The organism is Teredinibacter turnerae T7901, from assembly GCF_000023025.1.
GTDB lineage: Bacteria > Pseudomonadota > Gammaproteobacteria > Pseudomonadales > Cellvibrionaceae > Teredinibacter > Teredinibacter turnerae_B.
The window spans coordinates 1,425,256-1,444,228 of sequence record NC_012997.1; the positions used below are offsets into that span (position 1 = coordinate 1,425,256).

Consider the following 18,973-nt stretch of genomic DNA (forward strand, 5'->3'; position numbering starts at 1 on the left):
ATTCACACAGGTGTGTTGCGCAGTGATTTAAGGAAAATTGCCGCGTCTGCGGCAATTTTTTTCCCTAGAACGAAGGTTGTTTTGTGCAGGTTTGGACTGTAGCCAATCAAAAAGGTGGGGTAGGTAAAACCACCACCAGCGTAGCCTTGGGCGGTCTGGCTGCCGAGGCTGGTCTGCGCGTATTACTTGTGGATATTGATCCGCAAGGGTCGTTGAGCTGTTATTTTCGACAAAACCCGGACGAAATCCGAGACTCCGCCTTTACTCTGTTCGATAACGCCACCGCAATAAATCACAACTTGGTGGAAAAAATTATTCTGCCGACACCCTTCGCCAATTTGCATCTACTGCCCGCCTCAACTGCGCTGGCGACACTAGAGCGAAAAGCGGTTGGCGGTGGTATGGGGCTGGTATTGTCCCGCAGCCTTGCTGCTGTAGCATCGGAATACGACTTGGCAATTATTGATTGTCCGCCGCAACTTGGGGTTTTAATGATTAACGCCATTGCGGCCTGCAGCCAGTTAATTATTCCGGTGCAAACCGAATTTCTCGCAATTAAAGGTTTAGAGCGCATTCTGCATACCCTGAATATGATGGGGAAATCCCGTAAGCAGGCGCTGCTTTATCATATTCTGCCAACCATGTACGACCGGCGCACTCAAGCGTCGGTTACCAGTTTGCGCACCATTCGCAACAAATATGGCGAGCAAGTGTGGGCCGGTAAAATCCCTATTGATACCCGGTTTCGCGACGCCAGCAAAGCGGGGTTGCCGCCGCACTTGTTTGATGCCAATTCTCGCGGTGTAATCGCATATCGCTCGCTGTTACAGTTTCTGAATACCGCCAACGCACGCCAGCTGCAACAAGCGGGTATGCAGTGATGGATAAACACAGTGCGCAAGATTCGTTGCTCAGCTATTTCGATGAGTTGTTAGGTGACCTGCAGCCCGAACCAATCCAGGTGGCCGCGCCGGTGCCAACGCCAGCACTTAAGCCCGAACCCGCGCCTGCTCCAGTCGTACAACAGACAACGCAGACGTTGGATCAGCGCGAACTGGAAGCCAGTAAACGGCTGCAACTGCAGGCGTTGCTCAACCAGCAAATCACTCCGGTACCGGCTCCAGCACCCAAAACCGTTACTGAGCCAAAAACGGTAACTGCGCCCGCAGCCGTCCCACCGCCGGCAGTGCAAACGCAATCGGCAGTACAAACACGAGAAGTTGCTGTTTCGCCAATTGCTGTTGAAAAGGCCGAGACGCATGCGCCAGCAAAGGTAATTGCACCTGCGCCAAAAATCGAAGCAAAAGCCCCTGTGGAAGCCGTGCAAGTGGCAGAGGTGGCAGAACAAGACGCGCACACACTGGACAACCCGCTTCTGCATTGGGCGGAAAATGGACGGCCGCAGTGGGCTCAGTCCCGCTTTGAGGTTTTACTGTTCAATGTGTCTGGCCTAACGCTGGCAGTGCCGCTGATTGCCTTGGGACAAATTCAAACAATTGGCGATCAACTTACCCCGATTTTTGGCCAATCCGATTGGTTTATGGGGCTGCTGAACTCCCCCATGGGGCAAATAAAAACGCTAAATACGGCTTTATTTGTGATGCCGGAAAAATACTCGCCCAAATTTCTCGAAACGGCAAAATATGTAATCTCCATTGATGGGCTTAACTGGGGTCTGGCCGTAGATGCCGTTAATCAGCCCATTACACTGGAACCTTCCGATGTCAAATGGCGCAGCCAGCGCACCAGTCGGCCGTGGCTTGCCGGTACGGTTAAGTCGGCGATGTGCGCTCTGATCGACATTCCACGTATGGCAACGCTATTGATGGCAACCGAGCGTCGGCGGTAAAAATACGCCAGTCCGCTGGCATAGATGGTGCAATTAACTATATTTGTAGGTGTTAGTCAGGCAATTTGTGGCTGAATTTTGACGCTTTGAAATTCCCAGGCCTGACCGAAATAACACTGAAGTGATATCTGAGGAAAAACTCATGGCGGCAAACCCGAACAACCGTAAATCCAGCGAAGACCCGGTCTTACAGTGGGTCACATTTAAACTGGCCGGCGAGACCTACGGTGTGAACGTGATGCAGGTACAGGAAGTGCTGCGCTATAGCGAAATTGCGCCGGTACCGGGTGCGCCATCTTACGTGATTGGGATTATTAACCTGCGCGGCAATGTTGTAACCGTTATTGATACACGCGAGCGTTTTGCTTTACCGCCGGGAGAGATTACCGACAATACGCGCATTGTTATTATCGAGGCCGACAGTCATGTGGTTGGGATACTCGTCGATAGCGTTGCTGAAGTGGTTTACTTGCGACAATCGGAAATTGAAACCGCGCCTAATGTGGGCAACGAGGAAAGTGCCAAGTTTATTCAGGGTGTGTGCCACAAAAACAACGAGCTGCTGATTTTAATTGAACTCGACAAATTATTGACAGACGACGAGTGGGCGGAGATTGAAGCAGTTTAGTAATGTTTGAGATTAGTATCGTTTAACATTAGTACCATTTTATATTAGTACCGTTTTATATTAGTACCGTTTTATATTAGTACCGTTTTATATTAGTACCATCACTAACAAGAGGTGTGCTGTTGTGGATCTGGACCTGTTTATCCCCGTAATGGCTATTGCGCTGGCGGTATTCGCCTGCGCGATCAGTCTTGTTGGGGCACGGCAGGCCAGGGCTGAAGTGCTGGCATTGCGGGAACAATATCTCAAGCTTGCGCGGCAGTTACAGGCAATGGAGAAAAAAACCGCGACTATGATTTCGGGCTCGCTGGGTATGGGACAGCGCATTATGGCCCTGGAGAAAAAACTTCGCGAAGTGTCTGATCAGCAGCATCACTACAACGCGGCCGAATCCGATTTTTCTTACTCACAAGCCCACACCATGATCGATCAAGGTGTGGATGCCTCAACGGTGGCAGCGAATACCGGTCTTACCGTCTCCGAAATTGAATTGATGGAACTGCTTCATAAAACATCCCGCCCCGCTGTCTATGAATAAGATTGCGTTGGTTTTTCTGCTGTTGTTCCTCGGCGCTTGCGCGATTTCCAGCAAGGTGACTCATTTCGACGGGGAGGGAAGAATTCCTGACTCTTTTCTTGACGATATCCGCCGCAATAAAACCGAGAAATACTGGATCACAGCAAATCTCGGTGATCCGGACTTTATTCAAGAAGGGCCGCTGGCGCAGGAAATCTATACCTATCGTTTTAGTCGCGCCAAATCCCGCCACGGAAATTTGTTATTCTTTTTTCGCTACGATGGCGCAAACCGTGAGACCGAATACTTTCACGTGGTGTTTCAAGAAGATGTAGTGAAGCGTTATTGGCTGGATGATTACGCTCAGGTACAGGCCGAACGCTATTTTAAGAAAACAAAAAATCCGAAAAAACCGATTACAGAGCCAACCCCGTTGCCATGGGAGCCGAAAGTCGACGCCATGCCCGGCACGCCTAAATCTCCTGCGGCACCGTCATCCGAACCTCCATCCGAACCAGCGCCCAGCAATCCGCCAACCCCGGCTGATTACTATCAGCCGAAAGCGGACGATTTTCGGATTTAGCGGGTTGCCTGGGCGTCGAACAGTTTTCCGTTAACCCCAATGCTGTCATCACCCATCAGGTAAAGGTACGCCGACATAATGGCCTGCGCTTCGGTTACCGTTGCTGGGTCCTCAGCCGGGAATGCCGTGGCTCGCATACGGGTGCGCACCGGCCCTGGGTTGAGTGCATTTACGCGAGGCCCCGGTAGGCCGTCCATTTCGTCCGCGAGGGTTTCCATCAGATTGTCGCTCGCGGCTTTGCTGACCGCATAACCACCCCAATAAGCATGTCCTTTGCGGCCAACGCCCGAACTGGTGAATACCACGCTCGCGCTCGGTGCCTGTTTCAGCAGAGGCAATACAGCTTTGGTGAGTTGAAATGGCGCGGTGACATTCACCATCATCACTTTCTGCCACGCCTCGAGACCGTAGTTGGCGACAGGTGTGCGCGGCCCTAGTTCTGCTGCGTTATGCAGGAGGCCATCCAGACGGCCGAATTCCTGCTCCAGTACGTTGTGGATCTCGACGTAATCCTGCTCGGTCGCGCCTTCAAAATTCATCGGAATAATGGCGGGCTTTGCCCCGCCAGCGGCTTCGATCTGGTCGTAGACGGCTTCCAGTTTAGCGATCGTTCGGCCGAGTAAAATAACCGTTGCGCCATGCGCAGCGAAGGTGAGTGATGCGGTTTTGCCGATGCCATCGCCGGCGCCGGTAACCAAAATAATTTTGTCTTGCAGCAGTCCCGGTGCTGGTTGATAGTCCTGTAGAAGTGTTGATTCAGTCATAGTGTTTCCTGTTACTGCGTTTCGCGTCTCGCCAGGGTCTGGCAATTGACGTTACAGGTAGCGGTGGACGATGGGCCAGATTTCGTTGGCGCTTTCTACCGTGTGGTCAGCATTCCAGCAGGTGTGGCTGTCGTTAGTGTGAATATAGCCGTATCCAACCGCGACAGTTGGCATTCCTGCATTGATGCCACACTCGATGTCGCGCTGGTGATCGCCCACGTAAATGGCCTGGTCGGGGCTGCACCCGGTTTGTTCGCAGGCCAGCAGGAGTGCGTCTGGCGCGGGTTTGCGTTCGGCCACATGATCGGGGCAGATCAGTGCGCTGGGTTCACTGGCAAAATCGAAAAAGGTCATCAGCGGCTCGGCGTAGGTCGCTGGCTTGTTGGTGACGATACCCCAGGCAAGGTCTCGCGCTGCCAACTCGGCAATCAGCGAATCTATTCCGGGATAGGCGGTTGTAACAGAGGCGAGATCCTCCAGGTAGCAATCCAGGAATTCCTGTCGCAATGCGGGGAAATCGGCATCGTCTGGTGTCGCGCCGAATACCAGGCGGAGCATCGCATTGGCGCCATCAGACACCACCGCGCGCAGCTCCTGCTCTGTGATTGGCGCTCGATCCCGGCGTTCCAGCATCTTGTTCATGGCAATAACAAAGTTGGGCGCGGTGTCCAACAGGGTTCCGTCCAAATCGAAAAAAACCGCTTTCAGCGACATGGGTGTTACACCTTCTTCGCGTGAATTATGTAATTAACATCAACGTCTGTAGGGTTAATTTTGTATTGTTTGGTAATGGGGTTGTAAGTGAGCCCAACCATATCAACCGCTTGTAGGCCCGCATCGCGCAACCACTGAGTCAGCTCCGCTGGGCGAATAAATTTGCGGTATTCGTGGGTACCTTTGGGCAGCAGCCTCAATACGTACTCGGCCCCAAGAATGGCGAATGCATAGGCTTTGGGGTTGCGGTTAATGGTCGAGAAAAAAAGATCACCGCCGGGTTTTACCAGCGTCGCGCAAGCCTTGAGCGTACTCTGAGGGTTTGGAACATGCTCCAACATTTCGAGGCAGGTGACCAGGTCGAATGCAGCTTTGTGGCTCTGTGCAAAGTCTTCTGCGGTGATGCGTTGGTAGTCGACCACCGCCCCGGATTCCAGCGCGTGTAAGCGCGCGACCTCGAGCGGCGCCTCTCCCATATCGATGCCTGTAACGCTTGCGCCGCGCTGCCAGAGTGCTTCGGTAAGCAGGCCGCCACCACAACCGATGTCCAAAACCTGTTTTTCCGCTACCTGGGCACGTTGGTCTATGTAATTTGCGCGCAGTGGGTTGATGTCGTGCAGCGGTTTGAATTCGCCGCTCGGGTCCCACCAGCGGCTGGCCATGCGCTCGAACTTGGCTATTTCGGCGGCATCGACGTTTTCGGTGTCGCGGGGATGCTCTAAGGTTTCGTGGGCATGTTGAAGGGTTTCGTTTGAATGTTGAAGGGTTTCGCTGTTCATCGTTTAGCTCCCAGTTTTTCTCGCCATTGCGCTGCGTTTGCAGCTATCTCTTTGCGGCTGAGTGTCGTCAGGTCGCGGCTTTTTACCAGCTGCTCTCCTGCGACCCAGACATTGGATACGCGGTGACCCATTTGGGTATACACCAATTGGCTTACAGGGTTGTGTACGGGTTGCAGGTCTAAATCGTTCATGTCGATGGCGATAACGTCGGCCTGTTTGCCAGGTTCCAGCGAGCCCAACTGATCTTCAAGGCCAATGGCTTTGGCACCGTTTATGGTTGCCATTGCAATTGCACTGTGGGCATCGATTGCCGCTGCATCGCCCGCGACAAGTTTACCGAAAAGTGCCGCCGCTTGAAGTTCGGCAAACATATCGAGGCTGTTATTGCTGGCGGCTCCATCGGTCCCCAGGGCCACATTAACCCCCTGTTGGGTGAGGGCTGCGGTAGGGCAACTGCCGCTGGCCAGTTTTAGGTTGGAACGCGGGCAATGGATAACGTGGGCGCCGCTATTGGCGAGTAACGCAATATCTTCGGCGCTGGTCTGCGTCATATGGACGCAGTGCGTAAGCGGAGTCAGCAACCCCATGTCTGCGAGGCGTTGCAGCGGGCGTTTCCCAAACTCTTTTATCGAGGATTCAATTTCCTCCGGTGTCTCATGCAGGTGGATGTGAACCTGCGCATGCAGCTCATCTGCATAAACCGCAATTCGCTCGAGTGGCGCGTCACCAACGGTATAAGGCGCGTGAGGGCCGAAGTGGACGTTGATAAGCGGGTGTGAGCGATAGGTGTCGCGCAGTTTCAGCCCTTTGTGGATATATTCATCCGGGCTCTGCGCCCAGGCGGTCGCGAAGTCCACAATCGGGAAATACAGCTGCGCGCGCATTCCCGCTTTGTGAACCGCGCTCGCCAGCGCTTCGCCAAAGAAGTACATGTCGGCGAAGCAGGTGGTGCCGCTGAGCAGCATTTCTGCCATCGCCAGCTCGCCACCGTCGCGGACAAACTCCTCCCCCGCCCACTGGGCTTCCACCGGCCATATGTGTTCCTTCAGCCAGGTTTCCAGGGGCATGTCGTCGGCGAAACCGCGCAATAACGTCATTGCCGCGTGGCCGTGACAGTTGATCAGCCCCGGCATCAGTAATTGTCCCGGCAGGGATATGCGTTCGCGCACCGTGTAGTCGCGCAGGCTTTGGCTGGTGGGCACAATGCTGTGAATGCGATCGCGGCTTATCAGCAGGCTACAATCTTTAAACAGCCTCTGGTGGGGTACTACCGGAAGAATCCAGCTGGCATCGAGCGAATAATCTATTGTTGTAGTGTTGGTCATAGGGTGGTCGGGTTGCGTGTGAAGTAAGCAGCAGCATGGAGCGCCAGAGGGGGCGTGAGTATAACCGTAAATTTCGCCACTGTAACCGCGCCTTTAAGTGCTTATCATGTTGATTTTGTGGTAGTATTCGCCGTTTGTTTAACTTCGGATCAGCGCTTAGCTGGGCTCCGGTTCAGTATTCACAATAACAAGGCAAGGCCCGGTTTAGGGCGAGTACTTCATGGGCGATATCGCAAAAGAAATCCTTCCCGTCAGCATCGAAGACGAACTCAAACAATCTTACCTCGACTACGCCATGAGCGTTATCGTTGGCCGGGCACTGCCCGATGTGCGTGACGGCCTCAAGCCGGTGCATCGACGCGTGCTCTTCGCCATGAGCGAGCTAAACAACGACTGGAACAAGCCTTACAAAAAGTCTGCCCGTGTGGTGGGCGATGTTATCGGTAAATACCACCCGCATGGCGATTCCGCCGTGTACGACACCATTGTACGTATGGCGCAGCCGTTTAGCTTGCGTTATACCCTGGTAGACGGGCAGGGCAACTTCGGCTCTATCGATGGCGACGGCGCTGCGGCTATGCGATATACCGAAATTCGCATGCAGAAACTGTCCCACGATCTGCTCGCCGATCTGGATAAAGAAACCGTGGATTTCGTGCCCAACTACGACGGCACCGAGCAGATCCCCGCGGTGCTGCCGACACGGGTTCCCAACCTGCTGATTAACGGTTCTTCCGGGATCGCGGTGGGTATGGCGACCAATATCCCGCCGCACAATCTGCGCGAAGTGATTACCGGCTGTATTCGACTGATCGAAAACCCGGCTGCCACTATCGACGACCTGATTGAAGACATCCCCGGCCCCGATTTCCCCACCGGCGGCATTATCAATGGCCGCGCGGGTATTTTGATGGCATACCGCACCGGTCGTGGGCGTATTTATGTGCGCGCCAAAGCGGAAGTTGTTACTGACGAAAAGACCAATCGCGATACGATTCTCATCCACGAAATCCCTTATCAGGTGAACAAAGCGCGCTTGATCGAAAAGATCGCGGAATTGGTAAAAGACAAAAAAATCGAAGGTATTTCTGAGATTCGCGACGAGTCCGACAAAGACGGATTGCGGGTGGTTATCGAAATCAAGCGCGGCGATATGGGCGATGTGGTGCTCAACAACCTGTACGCGCAAACCCAGCTGCAAAGCGTTTTCGGGATTAACATCGTTGCCCTGGTCGATGATCAGCCCAAGGTGCTGAACCTCAAGCAGATGCTTGAGCATTTTATTTCGCATCGCCGCGAGGTTGTGACCCGCCGTACCGTCTACCTGTTGCGCAAAGCGCGTGAACGCGGCCATGTGTTGGAAGGTCTGGCGGTTGCGATTGCCAACATCGACGAAGTGATCGCATTGATCAAAGCCTCGCAAACCCCGGCGGAGGCGCGTGAAGCGCTCCTGGCTCGCGGTTGGGGCACCAACACCATTTCGCAGTTTTTGGAGCGAGCGGGCGCGGATGCGTGCCGCCCAGACGACCTCGGCGCCGAGTTTGGCATGCGCGACGGCCAGTACTTTCTATCGCCTGCGCAGGTTCAGGCGATTCTCGAACTGCGTTTGCACCGCCTTACCGGCATGGAGCACGATAAGCTCCTTGCTGAATACGAAGAAAAACTCCAGCAAATCTCCGAATATCTTGAAATTCTCAGCAATGCCGTGCGCTTGATGGAAGTTATCCGCGAGGAACTGGAAGCGGTTATGGCGGAATACGGCGACGAGCGCCGTACCGATATACAGAACTCGCAGCAGGATCTTACCGTTGAAGATCTCATCAATGAAGAAGACCGCGTGGTGACCATTTCCCATGGTGGTTACGCCAAAACCCAACCATTGGATGCTTATCAGGCTCAGCGCCGCGGGGGCATGGGTAAGGCCGCAACCTCGGTGAAAGACGAAGACTTTGTCGAGCATTTGTTAATCGCCAACACCCACGATTACATTCTCTGTTTTACCAATGCAGGTAAGGTGTTCTGGCTGAAGGTATACCAGATTCCGGTCGCCGGTCGTCAGTCTCGTGGTCGTCCTATGGTTAATCTGCTGCCACTGGAAGAGGGTGAACGTATTACGTCCATTCTCCCCGTGCGCGAGTTCGACGAAGACCGCTTTATTGTTATGGCCACGTCACAGGGCACGGTAAAGAAAACCCCACTGTCGCAATTTGCACGCCCACGTTCGGTCGGGCTCCGAGCAATTGATTTGGTCGAAGGCGATCACTTGGTGGGGACTGCAATTACCGATGGTCAGCAGGACATCATGCTGCTCAGCTCCAGTGGTAAAGCGGCGCGATTTGCCGAAGAGCAGGTGCGCTCTATGGGCCGCACATCGCGTGGTGTGCGAGGTATTCGCATGGCGGATGAGCACAGGGTTATCGCCATGGTCATTCCTGCCGACGGTGGCAAAGTATTAACTGTCAGCGAAAACGGCTACGGAAAGCGCACCGATGTCGATGACTTCCCGACCAAAGGCCGTGGTTCGCAGGGCGTAATTGCGATGCAGGTTAGTGAACGCAATGGTGGCCTCGTCGGCGCGGTACAGATTTTCGATGGCGATGAGCTGATGATGATTTCCGATCAGGGCACACTGGTGCGCACGCGCGGCGACGAAGTCTCCCTGTTGAGCCGCAACACCCAGGGCGTGCGTCTTATCAAGGTTCGCGAGAGCGAGCATATTGTTGGTGTTGCGCGTATTGCTGAGCAACTGGATCAGGACGCAGACGACGAGACGGAGTCCAATGAGGAATAATCAGCGAGGTGGCTTGTGAAGGATTCAGATTCTGATAACCCGGCCGGACAAGACAGCGAGCGCGAAGCCCTGTCCCAGTTGCGGGTAAAAATCGATTCCATCGATGAACAGATTGGCGAGCTGATTAACGCTCGCGCCCGCTGCGCGCAGGAAGTCGCGGAGATAAAAAAACGCCACTCGGCAGACGGTGAAATATCCACGTTTTACCGTCCTGAGCGGGAGGCGCAGGTGCTGCGCCGCGCGATGGAGCGCAACACAGGTCCGCTGGACAACGAAGAGTTCGCGCGTCTGTTCAGAGAGATTATGTCCGCGTGCCTGGCCCTCGAAGCGCCAGTTAAAGTGGCCTATCTCGGCCCCGAAGGCACTTTTACGCAACAGGCCGCAATTAAGCACTTTGGCCATTCTGCGCACACGGTTTCGCTGAGCGCAATCGACGAGGTGTTCCGCGAAGTGGCTTCAGGCGCTGCCCATTTTGGTGTGGTGCCGGTAGAAAATTCCACCGAAGGCGTGGTGACCCACACGCTCGACAACTTTCTTGGCAGCAGTGTGAAAATTTGCGGTGAAGTTGTGTTGCGCATCCATCACAACTTTTTGGTTTCCGATATTACGCGAGTAGACAGCATTTCCCGCGTATATTCCCATGCGCAATCGCTTTCCCAGTGCCGTAAATGGCTGGATGCACATTATCCGCGCGCCGAGCGGGTGGCAGTGAGCAGCAACGCGGAGGCGGCCAAGCGGGTAAAAGGTGAATGGAACGCTGCGGCAATCGCCGGCAAAATGGCGGCCGAGTTATACGATTTAAATTTGCATGCTGAAAGTATCGAAGACCAGCCAGACAATTCGACCCGTTTTCTGATTATCGGTGCGGACGAAGTGGAAGCCAGTGGCGACGATAAAACCTCAATCGTTGTATCTACCCGCAATGAGCCCGGTGCGTTGCACGGCCTGCTCGAGCCTTTCCACCGCCACAACGTCGACTTAACTCGCGTAGAGACACGTCCATCCCTGACCGGGACTTGGAATTACGTGTTCTTTATCGATTTCTCCGGTCACGTAAGTGACAGCACTATTCAGGCGGCGCTCAGTGAAGTGTCCAGTCGGGTCGCGGACCTGAAGATCCTGGGTTCCTATCCTAAAGGGGTATTGTAGTATCCATTTCAGCCAGCGCCGCGAGATCTGCGGCGCTCGTTGGTTCACGTACCCAAGTAACCTATCGCTTCAAAATTGCTATGACACAATTTAACAAGGTGGTCATTGTCGGCCTCGGGCTGATTGGTGGGAGTCTGGCTGCGGGTTTGCGCAAACGCGCGGTTTGCAGAGAAGTTATCGGCGTTGCAAGGCGCCCGGAAACCTGCCTTAAAGCGCAGGAGATGGGCGTAGTGGATTCGGCCTACTGCAGCCTGGACGATGTGCTGGAACAGCTTGAGGCGGGCGATATAATTTTTATCGCTGTGCCTACCCTCACGTTGCGCGAGGTTTTCAAAGCGCTTAAAGGGCGCTTGGCCGAGGGGGTGATTGTTACCGATGGGGCCAGCGTAAAAGGGAGCGTGGAGCGCGATGTGCGGGAGATTTTTGGTGAATTTCCACCGGCCGTTGTGCTGGGGCACCCAATAGCCGGCTCAGAGAAGAGCGGCGTAGAAGCGGCCGAGAGTGAATTATATGTGGATCACCGGGTGATTCTCACACCGGTAGCCGAGAACGACCCTGCTGCCGTGAAAGCGGTGGCAAAACTGTGGCACGCGGTCGGCGCGGAAGTCTTGGAAATGCCGGTGGATGAACACGACATGGTGTTGGGTTGCACCAGTCACCTGCCACATGTCATCGCGTTTTCACTGGTCGATACACTCGCTCACGACAGCAAGAATGAAAATATTTTTCGCTACGCGGCCGGCGGTTTTCGGGATTTCACACGAATTGCTTCCAGCGATGCCATCATGTGGCGCGACATTATGCTGGCGAATAAAGCGAGTGTGCTGGACGCTATCGACTTGTTTTCCGATAATCTTTCGCGCCTGCGGGACATTATCAGCCGCGAAGATGCGGTAGAAATGACCGGCGTCTTCACCCGGGCGAAGTCAGCCCGAGACCGATTCACCAACATGCTTGAGCACAAAGCTTACTTACGAAATATGCAAAATTCAGAACATAAAAATGTGGTTTACTCAGTGGCGCCAGGCGGTTCCGTAACCGGCACTATTCGTGTTCCCGGCGATAAATCTATTTCGCACCGCTCGATTATGCTCGGTTCGCTGGCAGAAGGCGTAACCCGTATTGAGGGTTTTCTGGAGGGTGAAGATGCACTGGCAACCTTGCAGGCATTTCGCGATATGGGTGTGGTCATCGAAGGCCCTGAAAATGGCGCGGTAACGGTGCATGGCGTTGGCTTGCACGGTTTGAAGCAACCTTCCGGCCCCTTGTATGTTGGCAATTCCGGAACGTCCATGCGATTGCTTTCTGGCATTCTTGCCGGGCAGTCATTCACCAGCGAACTTACCGGCGATGAATCGTTGAGCAAGCGCCCGATGAACCGGGTGGCGAACCCGTTGCGTGAAATGGGAGCGACTGTCGAGACCGGCGAAGAAGGGCGACCACCGGTAAGAGTGAGCGGTGGCAGCGCGCTGCACGCGATTGACTATGTGATGCCGATGGCCAGTGCGCAGGTTAAATCCTGTGTGCTGCTCGCAGGACTCTACGCTGATGGGGAAACGAAAGTCACAGAACCGGCGCCAACGCGCGACCATACCGAACGCATGTTGCGTGGCTTTGGGTATCAGGTGAACCGTAACGGCAGCACTATTTCTCTGCGGTCGGGTGGCAAACTTACCGCAGCCGATATTGATATCCCTGCGGATATTTCTTCCGCGACGTTTTTTATGGTGGCGGCAGCCATCGCGCCGGGATCGGATATTACTCTGACTCACGTTGGCATTAACCCTACGCGCATTGGTGTAATTAATATTTTGCGGGAAATGGGTGCGAACCTGACGTTGCAAAATGAGCGTGAAGTCGGTGGTGAACCTGTCGCCGATATTCGGGTGCAATATGCTCCGCTCAAAGGTATTGCGATTCCTGAAGACCAGGTGCCTTTGGCGATTGATGAATTCCCAGCGCTCTTGGTTGCGGCCGCCTGCGCTGAAGGTGAAACAGTTTTGACCGGCGCGGAAGAACTGCGCGTAAAAGAAACTGATCGTATTCAGGCGATGGCCGATGGTTTGCAAGCATTGGGTATTGAATGTTCTCCAACGCCGGACGGTATTCGGGTTATCGGCGGTACGCTGACCGGCGGTGCCGTGGAAAGTTTTCACGACCACCGCATCGCAATGTCTTTTACCGTTGCCGCATTGCGCGCATCTGGCCCAATTACGGTAAATAATTGTGCAAACGTGACGACTTCATTCCCGAATTTTGTCGCCTTGGCAAAAACCGTGGGCATAAGCTTAGAAGTAAATCATTCTTAATTACTTATTAGATTTCTTTATAATCGGTCAACTCGTAGCTCCTTTCAATGTTGTTCCTTGTTAGGTAGCTTTTTACGAACGTTGGCGAAAATTATGGACGAGTTACTCATGTCTAACCAGTTTCAAATGACGCACCTCAAGCAGCTTGAGGCCGAAAGCATCCACATTATTCGTGAGGTGGCTGCGGAATTCGACAACCCGGTGATGCTCTATTCCATCGGTAAAGATTCCGCTGTGATGATGCACCTGGCAATGAAGGCGTTCGCCCCCGGCAAGCCACCGTTTCCGCTGATGCATGTGGATACCACCTGGAAATTTAAGGAAATGATTGAGTTCCGCGATAACCGGCTTAAAGAGCTGGGCTGGGATTTAATTGTCCATATTAACCAGGAAGGTGTGGAGATGGGCGTAGGTCCGTTTACCCACGGCAGTGCGAAGCACACCGATATTATGAAAACCCAGTCGCTAAAACAGGCGCTTGATAAATACGGTTTCGACGCCGCATTTGGGGGAGCCCGTCGCGACGAAGAAAAATCCCGGGCAAAAGAGCGTGTGTACTCCTTCCGCGATAAAAACCATCGCTGGGACCCAAAAAATCAGCGCCCGGAATTGTGGAACCTCTACAACGGCCGTGTGGACAAAGGCGAAAGCATTCGCGTGTTCCCACTGAGTAACTGGACGGAGCTGGATATCTGGCAATATATTCATCTGGAAAATATCCCCATTGTGCCGCTTTACTTTGCCGCCAAACGTCCGGTTGTTGAAAAAGACGGTGTGTTGATTATGGTTGATGACGATCGTATGCCAATTGGCGAAGACGAGGTGATCGAAGAAAAAATGGTTCGCTTCCGTACTCTCGGCTGCTACCCACTTACTGGTGCTGTGGAGTCCACTGCGACCACGCTGCCGGAAATTATTCAAGAAATGCTGCTCACTAAAACTTCCGAGCGCCAGGGCCGTGTTATCGACCACGACTCCTCCGGCTCAATGGAGAAGAAAAAGCAGGAAGGTTATTTTTAACCCGCACGTAAACACGGGTGGTTTTTTTAGATCGTGGCTTGCCGTCACTTCTGGGAACAGTCGCTTCGCGACTTGGCGGGAACGCAGCATGGCTGCTTCTGGGCAAGAGCGGGGCAATGAAAACTACCGTTAGTTTTTTGGCTTCAAGCGGCTGGTTCGATGGAGCCGAATTAGAAAGTTTTTAACCCGCAGTTAATCGCGGAAAGTTTGATGGAACCTGGCGTTGAGCCACTTTTAGGAACAGTTGTTTTGCGTATTTCGGGAATCCGACCCTGAGTTGCTTCCAGAAGTGAGTGAAGCGAACCTGCCCAGTAGTGCAGCGTTCCGAAAAGGCCAAAGGCCGTTCCCAGCAGCCATCGCCGAAGGGCGGCGGCGCTCCAAAAATTTTCGGAGAAAATTTTTATTATGTCTCACCAGTCAGAATTAATAGAAACAGATATTGATGCTTATCTTGCGCAGCACGAGCGCAAGGAATTGTTGCGGTTTTTAACCTGCGGCAGTGTTGACGATGGTAAATCCACACTCATTGGTCGTCTCCTGCACGACTCCAAAATGATTTACGAAGATCAACTTGCGGCAGTTGCATCGGATACCACCAAGCACGGCACTACCGGCGAAAAAATCGATTTGGCGTTGCTGGTCGATGGCCTGCAAGCGGAGCGAGAGCAGGGTATCACCATTGATGTAGCTTACCGCTATTTCTCCACCGCCAAGCGTAAATTTATTATTGCGGATACGCCCGGGCACGAGCAGTACACCCGCAACATGGCGACAGGTGCATCCACCTGTGATTTAGCGGTTATTTTGATTGACGCTCGCTACGGCGTACAGACGCAAACGCGTCGCCATTCGTACATCGCTTCTCTGCTGGGGATTAAGCATGTAGTAGTGGCGATTAATAAAATGGATTTGGTCGAATTCAGTGAGAGTCGCTTCGAAGAAATCAAGCAGTCGTATCTTGATCTTTCGAAATCGCTTAACCCTGCGGAACTACACTTTGTTCCCATGTCAGCACTGGACGGCGACAACGTCGTCAATATCAGTGAGCGTACGCCCTGGTATTCCGGCAAATCGCTGATGCAAATTCTCGAAACCGTAGAAATTGCCAGCGATAAAAATGCGGACGATTTTCGTTTTCCAGTACAGTTTGTGAATCGCCCGAACCTGAATTTCCGGGGCTTTTGCGGCACGGTGGCTTCTGGTGTGGTAAAAGTTGGCGACAAGGTGAAAGCGCTACCCTCGGGTAAAACCAGTACGGTTAAATCAATTGTTACTTTTGACGGCGAGCTTGATGAAGCATTTGTTGGACAGGCGGTTACCCTGACGCTTGCGGACGAAATCGATATCAGCCGTGGCGATATGGTTGTATTAGCCGATTCGGAGCAAACCCTGTCCAACCGTTTGCGGGCTCATTTGGTGTGGATGTCGGAAGCGGAACTCAAGCCTGGTAAACAATATTTGTTTAAATTTGCCAGTAAAGTTACTCCGGGTGTGGTTGCGGATATTGAATATCGGGTAGACGTCAATACCTTTGAAAAGTCTGAAGAGTCGGCAATGCAGTTGAATGATATTGCAGTTGTTGACGTGCAGCTGGAACAGGAAGTCGTTGTAGATGCCTACCAGAAAAACCGGGCAACTGGCGCGTTTATCGTGATCGACAGGCTCACCAATATTACTGTTGGGGCGGGTATGGCGATAGAGGCGTTGGCCTCGGCTGCGGCGACCAAAGGCGATTACTCGGAGTTTGAAGTCGAACTCAATGCGCTGGTCCGCAAGCACTTTCCCCATTGGGACGCTAAGAAAATCGGCTAGGTCGCGTCTAATTTTTGCAAATCCTCTCAGCAATAGAGAAACGTTGTTTCTGCAGTGCTGAGGGGGCGTCTCTTTCTGCTGCACCTGTCTCTAAACCATGGTTGCCAAGATAATGCTTGCCTAGACCATGATTGTCTAAACCGCGCTCCTTTTAACCTTACTCGTTTAACCCCGGCTTTTCTAAACTCGGCGCCTTTAAAACGCGCCTGTCTGCCCCGTTACTATTAGATCAGCTCCCTGAGTATTCTCCCGCCGACTGCCTGTATATTGTTCGGCTTCGCATACAAAATGTTAATTTGTTCACATATTTATGGGCTCGAATTGTTTTAGAGTGACTTCTGGGATTTCCCAAGACTAGAAGACAGCACATCAATTGAACGACAAGGAGTCGAACCATGAAGCAAGGATTAGTCTCACGCTCATTCCGAGCCATTTTCTTCCGCGATTTTTACACCTGTGTATTTGCACTACTGCTGGCAGCGATGCTGGTAGCTTCACCGCTCACTTTTGCAGGCAGTGCCGATAAAGCGGCGGATCAGGCTAAATCGACGCTGGTTGCAAGTAGCGTTAATATCAACAAAGCCGACGCACAAACAATTGCCGATACTCTAAAGGGAATTGGTCTAAAAAAGGCTCAGGCGATTGTGGCCTACCGCGAGAAGAATGGAAAATTCAAATCGATGGACGACCTGCTGGCGGTTAAAGGTGTAGGTAAAGCAACGCTGGAGAAAAATAAAAGCCTTATTGCACTCTAGCCAGCAGATACGACAGCCTTGCGGGCTGTTATGCCCCGAGCCCGTAGTAGCCTGAGTAGCCTGGTTAATTGGTGTTATTGGTAATTACGAGAAAGCCGCCGCACTTTCGGGTGTGGCGGCTTTCTCACGTATAGACGTTACCGCTCAGGTCGGGCCTGCAAATTAGGGCAGCCATTCACGCGCCGCTCGGGGTAGAATAGCCGGGCATCAACCTGGAGATTTGTATGTCTGTAACCGGTCCCCAACTGCTAGTCGCAATGGACTTTAACGATATTAACGACTGCCTTGCGCTGGCGTGTCAACTCGATCCACAATCCTGCCGTTTGAAAATTGGCAAAGAACTCTTTACTACAGCGGGCCCTGCCGTGGTGGAAAGCGTGCAAAAGCTGGGTTTCGACGTATTTCTCGATCTTAAGTTTCACGATATTCCCAACACGGTGGCTGGTGCGGTTAAAGCAGCAGCGAACATGGGGGTGTGGATGGTGAATGTCCACGCCAGCGGCGGGCAGAGGATGATGGAAGCGGCACGGGAGTCGCTGGTATTGTTCAGCCATAAGCCGCTGTTGATTGCGGTAACCGTACTCACGAGCATGGATCAGTCCGATCTTAATGGAATCGGTATAACCGAATCGCCCGAGGCCATGGTGGCGCGCTTGGCGTCACTGGCAAAACTATCGGGTATGGATGGCGTAGTGTGTTCCGCCCTCGAAGCGGGAGCCATGAAAGTTCAACAAGGCGCAGATTTCCTGACAATTACCCCAGGCATTCGACCGGCTTCAACCGAAGCGGGAGACCAGCGCCGGGTTGTTACCCCAGAGCAAGCCATTGCCAATGGCAGCGATTTTATTGTTGTTGGCCGTCCCATAACACAAGCGGAAGATCCTGCTGCCGCTTGTGCCCAAATCGTCAACAGCATTCAATAACAGGGTGGTTTCAGCATGGCAGAGGTAGCGCCAGTTATCACAATCGATGGCCCAAGCGGCTCCGGTAAAGGCACCATTTCTCGCTTAATCGCGGAACAAACCGGCTTTCATTTACTCGATAGTGGAGCCATCTACCGTCTTTGCGCGCTGGCGTGTCTGCGTGGAAATACAGATATCGAAGATGCCGACGCGGTTAACCGGGTTGCGCAGACATTGGATATTCGCTTCGACGTTGGCACCGCGGGCGTAATTGTGTTTCTTGCTCAAGACGACGTTACGGGTGATATCCGGCAGGAAAACGTCGGTATGGCTGCATCGACAATAGCCGCTTTCCCGAGCGTGCGCGCCAGCCTGCTGGACTGCCAGCGCAGTTTTCAGCAGCCCCCGGGTTTGGTGGCCGACGGCAGAGATATGGGAACCGTGGTGTTTCCCTCTGCAGGCTGTAAAGTATTTCTTACCGCCAGTGCAGAAATCCGCGCGGATCGCCGCGTAAAACAGTTGCAGGACGCCGGGCAAGCGAGCGTCGACCGCGGCCAGATTCTCGCCGATATAATTGCCCGCGACGAGAGAGACACCAACCGGGCGACTTCACCGCTGGTGCCTGCCGCCGACGCGTTAGTTTTAGACAGCACGGCGCTGACAATCGATGAGGTGTTAGCGGAGATTATGGCGTTGATAAAATCTCGCGCGCTGCTTGGGTGACGCGCTATTTAACTCATTTGTACAGGCTCTAAGGAGATATTTGTGTTTGCGCGAATTTATCGCTGGTTCCGTCGGTTGTTTATTCTGGTGTGGCTGTTGCTGGTGTGCGCAATCGCAGGTTGGATCGCTTGGGCCAATGCCGATCTTATCTCGGTAAACCTGTTTGCGATTCAGTTTCCTAAGCTCAGCATTGGGTTCTACCTGTGCTTTACCTTTGCTTTCGGCATTTTGCTGGGTTGGTTTGGCACACTCATACTGGCGAATACCAAGCTGCTTGCGCGCAAGCGTGAATTGAACAAGGCGAAAAAAGAAGTAGACAAGCTGCGAGCCGCGCAACTTAGCCCCTAGTGTTT

At 53.2% G+C, this 18,973-nt stretch carries 18 protein-coding genes; 14 read left to right on the top strand and 4 right to left on the bottom strand.

All coding sequences use genetic code 11. The annotated features are described in order from the left end of the window. Nucleotides 1-83: 83 nt before the first annotated feature. The 5 genes from TERTU_RS06075 (at nt 84) to TERTU_RS06095 (ending at nt 3,577) form a co-directional block, all read left to right on the top strand. On the top strand, nt 84-881 hold the full coding sequence (locus tag TERTU_RS06075; protein WP_015818325.1) for a ParA family protein: 798 nt from the start codon (nt 84-86) through the stop codon (nt 879-881). Next, nucleotides 881-1,849, top strand: a complete 969-nt coding sequence (locus TERTU_RS06080) for a chemotaxis protein CheW (protein ID WP_015818682.1) — start codon at nt 881-883, stop codon at nt 1,847-1,849. Before TERTU_RS06075 ends, TERTU_RS06080 begins: the two co-directional genes overlap by 1 nt. A gap of 142 nt (nt 1,850-1,991) precedes the next feature. Continuing rightward, on the top strand, nt 1,992-2,477 hold the full coding sequence (locus TERTU_RS06085) for a chemotaxis protein CheW (RefSeq protein WP_015817951.1): 486 nt from the start codon (nt 1,992-1,994) through the stop codon (nt 2,475-2,477). A gap of 124 nt (nt 2,478-2,601) precedes the next feature. Beyond that, nucleotides 2,602-3,015, top strand: a complete 414-nt coding sequence (locus tag TERTU_RS06090; RefSeq protein ID WP_015818587.1) for a DUF2802 domain-containing protein — start codon at nt 2,602-2,604, stop codon at nt 3,013-3,015. Then, the gene (locus TERTU_RS06095) at nt 3,008-3,577 is read left to right on the top strand and encodes a lipoprotein (protein ID WP_015818935.1); all 570 of its coding nucleotides are present in this window, start codon (nt 3,008-3,010) and stop codon (nt 3,575-3,577) included. The genes TERTU_RS06090 and TERTU_RS06095 overlap by 8 nt, the downstream gene beginning before the upstream one ends. Here TERTU_RS06095 and TERTU_RS06100 read toward each other — a convergent pair. Genes TERTU_RS06100 through TERTU_RS06115 form a run of 4 tightly spaced genes read right to left on the bottom strand, consistent with a single transcriptional unit; the run spans nt 3,574 to nt 7,159 of the window. Continuing rightward, a complete protein-coding gene (locus TERTU_RS06100; protein WP_015819395.1) occupies nt 3,574-4,341 on the bottom strand; it encodes a YciK family oxidoreductase in 768 nt (255 codons plus the stop codon). The genes TERTU_RS06095 and TERTU_RS06100 overlap by 4 nt on opposite strands. Before the next feature lie 51 nt (nt 4,342-4,392). Beyond that, nucleotides 4,393-5,055 carry an HAD-IA family hydrolase gene (locus tag TERTU_RS06105; RefSeq protein WP_015819213.1) on the bottom strand — a complete coding sequence of 221 codons (663 nt, stop codon included), beginning with the start codon at nt 5,053-5,055 and terminating at the stop codon, nt 4,393-4,395. Nucleotides 5,056-5,060: 5 nt separating this feature from the next. Then, nucleotides 5,061-5,834: a bifunctional 2-polyprenyl-6-hydroxyphenol methylase/3-demethylubiquinol 3-O-methyltransferase UbiG gene (gene ubiG, locus TERTU_RS06110; protein WP_015820071.1), complete on the bottom strand. Its 774-nt coding sequence runs from the start codon at nt 5,832-5,834 to the stop codon at nt 5,061-5,063. Beyond that, nucleotides 5,831-7,159: a TRZ/ATZ family hydrolase gene (locus TERTU_RS06115; RefSeq protein ID WP_015820371.1), complete on the bottom strand. Its 1,329-nt coding sequence runs from the start codon at nt 7,157-7,159 to the stop codon at nt 5,831-5,833. Before TERTU_RS06115 ends, ubiG begins: the two co-directional genes overlap by 4 nt. Nucleotides 7,160-7,379: 220 nt before the next feature. Here TERTU_RS06115 and gyrA point away from each other — a divergent pair, with 220 nt between their 5' ends. The 9 genes from gyrA to TERTU_RS06160 all read left to right on the top strand — a co-directional run bounded on the left by gyrA (nt 7,380) and on the right by TERTU_RS06160 (nt 18,968). Then, nucleotides 7,380-9,950, top strand: a complete 2,571-nt coding sequence (gene gyrA / locus TERTU_RS06120) for a DNA gyrase subunit A (RefSeq protein ID WP_015817630.1) — start codon at nt 7,380-7,382, stop codon at nt 9,948-9,950. A gap of 15 nt (nt 9,951-9,965) precedes the next feature. Then, nucleotides 9,966-11,099: a prephenate dehydratase gene (gene pheA, locus TERTU_RS06125; RefSeq protein ID WP_015817137.1), complete on the top strand. Its 1,134-nt coding sequence runs from the start codon at nt 9,966-9,968 to the stop codon at nt 11,097-11,099. Nucleotides 11,100-11,179: 80 nt separating this feature from the next. Next, nucleotides 11,180-13,408 (top strand): bifunctional prephenate dehydrogenase/3-phosphoshikimate 1-carboxyvinyltransferase, encoded by a 2,229-nt coding sequence (locus TERTU_RS06130; RefSeq protein ID WP_015818798.1) that lies wholly within the window; start codon nt 11,180-11,182, stop codon nt 13,406-13,408. A gap of 93 nt (nt 13,409-13,501) precedes the next feature. After that, nucleotides 13,502-14,428, top strand: a complete 927-nt coding sequence (gene cysD, locus TERTU_RS06135; RefSeq protein ID WP_015818839.1) for a sulfate adenylyltransferase subunit CysD — start codon at nt 13,502-13,504, stop codon at nt 14,426-14,428. A 405-nt stretch (nt 14,429-14,833) separates the two neighbouring features. Next, nucleotides 14,834-16,240: a sulfate adenylyltransferase subunit CysN gene (cysN, locus tag TERTU_RS06140; protein WP_015818245.1), complete on the top strand. Its 1,407-nt coding sequence runs from the start codon at nt 14,834-14,836 to the stop codon at nt 16,238-16,240. Between the two features lie 395 nt (nt 16,241-16,635). Beyond that, nucleotides 16,636-16,995: a ComEA family DNA-binding protein gene (locus TERTU_RS06145; protein ID WP_015817558.1), complete on the top strand. Its 360-nt coding sequence runs from the start codon at nt 16,636-16,638 to the stop codon at nt 16,993-16,995. A gap of 224 nt (nt 16,996-17,219) precedes the next feature. Beyond that, nucleotides 17,220-17,918 carry an orotidine-5'-phosphate decarboxylase gene (gene pyrF, locus TERTU_RS06150; RefSeq protein ID WP_015820467.1) on the top strand — a complete coding sequence of 233 codons (699 nt, stop codon included), beginning with the start codon at nt 17,220-17,222 and terminating at the stop codon, nt 17,916-17,918. Nucleotides 17,919-17,933: 15 nt separating this feature from the next. Next, nucleotides 17,934-18,620: a (d)CMP kinase gene (gene cmk, locus TERTU_RS06155; RefSeq protein ID WP_015820818.1), complete on the top strand. Its 687-nt coding sequence runs from the start codon at nt 17,934-17,936 to the stop codon at nt 18,618-18,620. A gap of 42 nt (nt 18,621-18,662) precedes the next feature. Next, nucleotides 18,663-18,968, top strand: a complete 306-nt coding sequence (locus TERTU_RS06160) for a LapA family protein (protein WP_015820102.1) — start codon at nt 18,663-18,665, stop codon at nt 18,966-18,968. Nucleotides 18,969-18,973: the final 5 nt, after the last annotated feature.

Bases quoted from the DNA above. Each gene is read 5' to 3' on its own strand.
- TERTU_RS06080 (WP_015818682.1), top strand. From the start codon at position 881: ATGGATAAACACAGTGCGCAAGATTCGTTGCTCAGCTATTTCGATGAG.
- TERTU_RS06085 (WP_015817951.1), top strand. From the start codon at position 1,992: ATGGCGGCAAACCCGAACAACCGTAAATCCAGCGAAGACCCGGTCTTA.
- TERTU_RS06095 (WP_015818935.1), top strand. From the start codon at position 3,008: ATGAATAAGATTGCGTTGGTTTTTCTGCTGTTGTTCCTCGGCGCTTGC.
- TERTU_RS06100 (WP_015819395.1), bottom strand. From the start codon at position 4,341: ATGACTGAATCAACACTTCTACAGGACTATCAACCAGCACCGGGACTG.
- TERTU_RS06105 (WP_015819213.1), bottom strand. From the start codon at position 5,055: ATGTCGCTGAAAGCGGTTTTTTTCGATTTGGACGGAACCCTGTTGGAC.
- ubiG (WP_015820071.1), bottom strand. From the start codon at position 5,834: ATGAACAGCGAAACCCTTCAACATTCAAACGAAACCCTTCAACATGCC.
- TERTU_RS06115 (WP_015820371.1), bottom strand. From the start codon at position 7,159: ATGACCAACACTACAACAATAGATTATTCGCTCGATGCCAGCTGGATT.
- gyrA (WP_015817630.1), top strand. From the start codon at position 7,380: ATGGGCGATATCGCAAAAGAAATCCTTCCCGTCAGCATCGAAGACGAA.
- TERTU_RS06130 (WP_015818798.1), top strand. From the start codon at position 11,180: ATGACACAATTTAACAAGGTGGTCATTGTCGGCCTCGGGCTGATTGGT.
- cysD (WP_015818839.1), top strand. From the start codon at position 13,502: ATGGACGAGTTACTCATGTCTAACCAGTTTCAAATGACGCACCTCAAG.
- cysN (WP_015818245.1), top strand. From the start codon at position 14,834: ATGTCTCACCAGTCAGAATTAATAGAAACAGATATTGATGCTTATCTT.
- TERTU_RS06145 (WP_015817558.1), top strand. From the start codon at position 16,636: ATGAAGCAAGGATTAGTCTCACGCTCATTCCGAGCCATTTTCTTCCGC.
- pyrF (WP_015820467.1), top strand. From the start codon at position 17,220: ATGTCTGTAACCGGTCCCCAACTGCTAGTCGCAATGGACTTTAACGAT.
- cmk (WP_015820818.1), top strand. From the start codon at position 17,934: ATGGCAGAGGTAGCGCCAGTTATCACAATCGATGGCCCAAGCGGCTCC.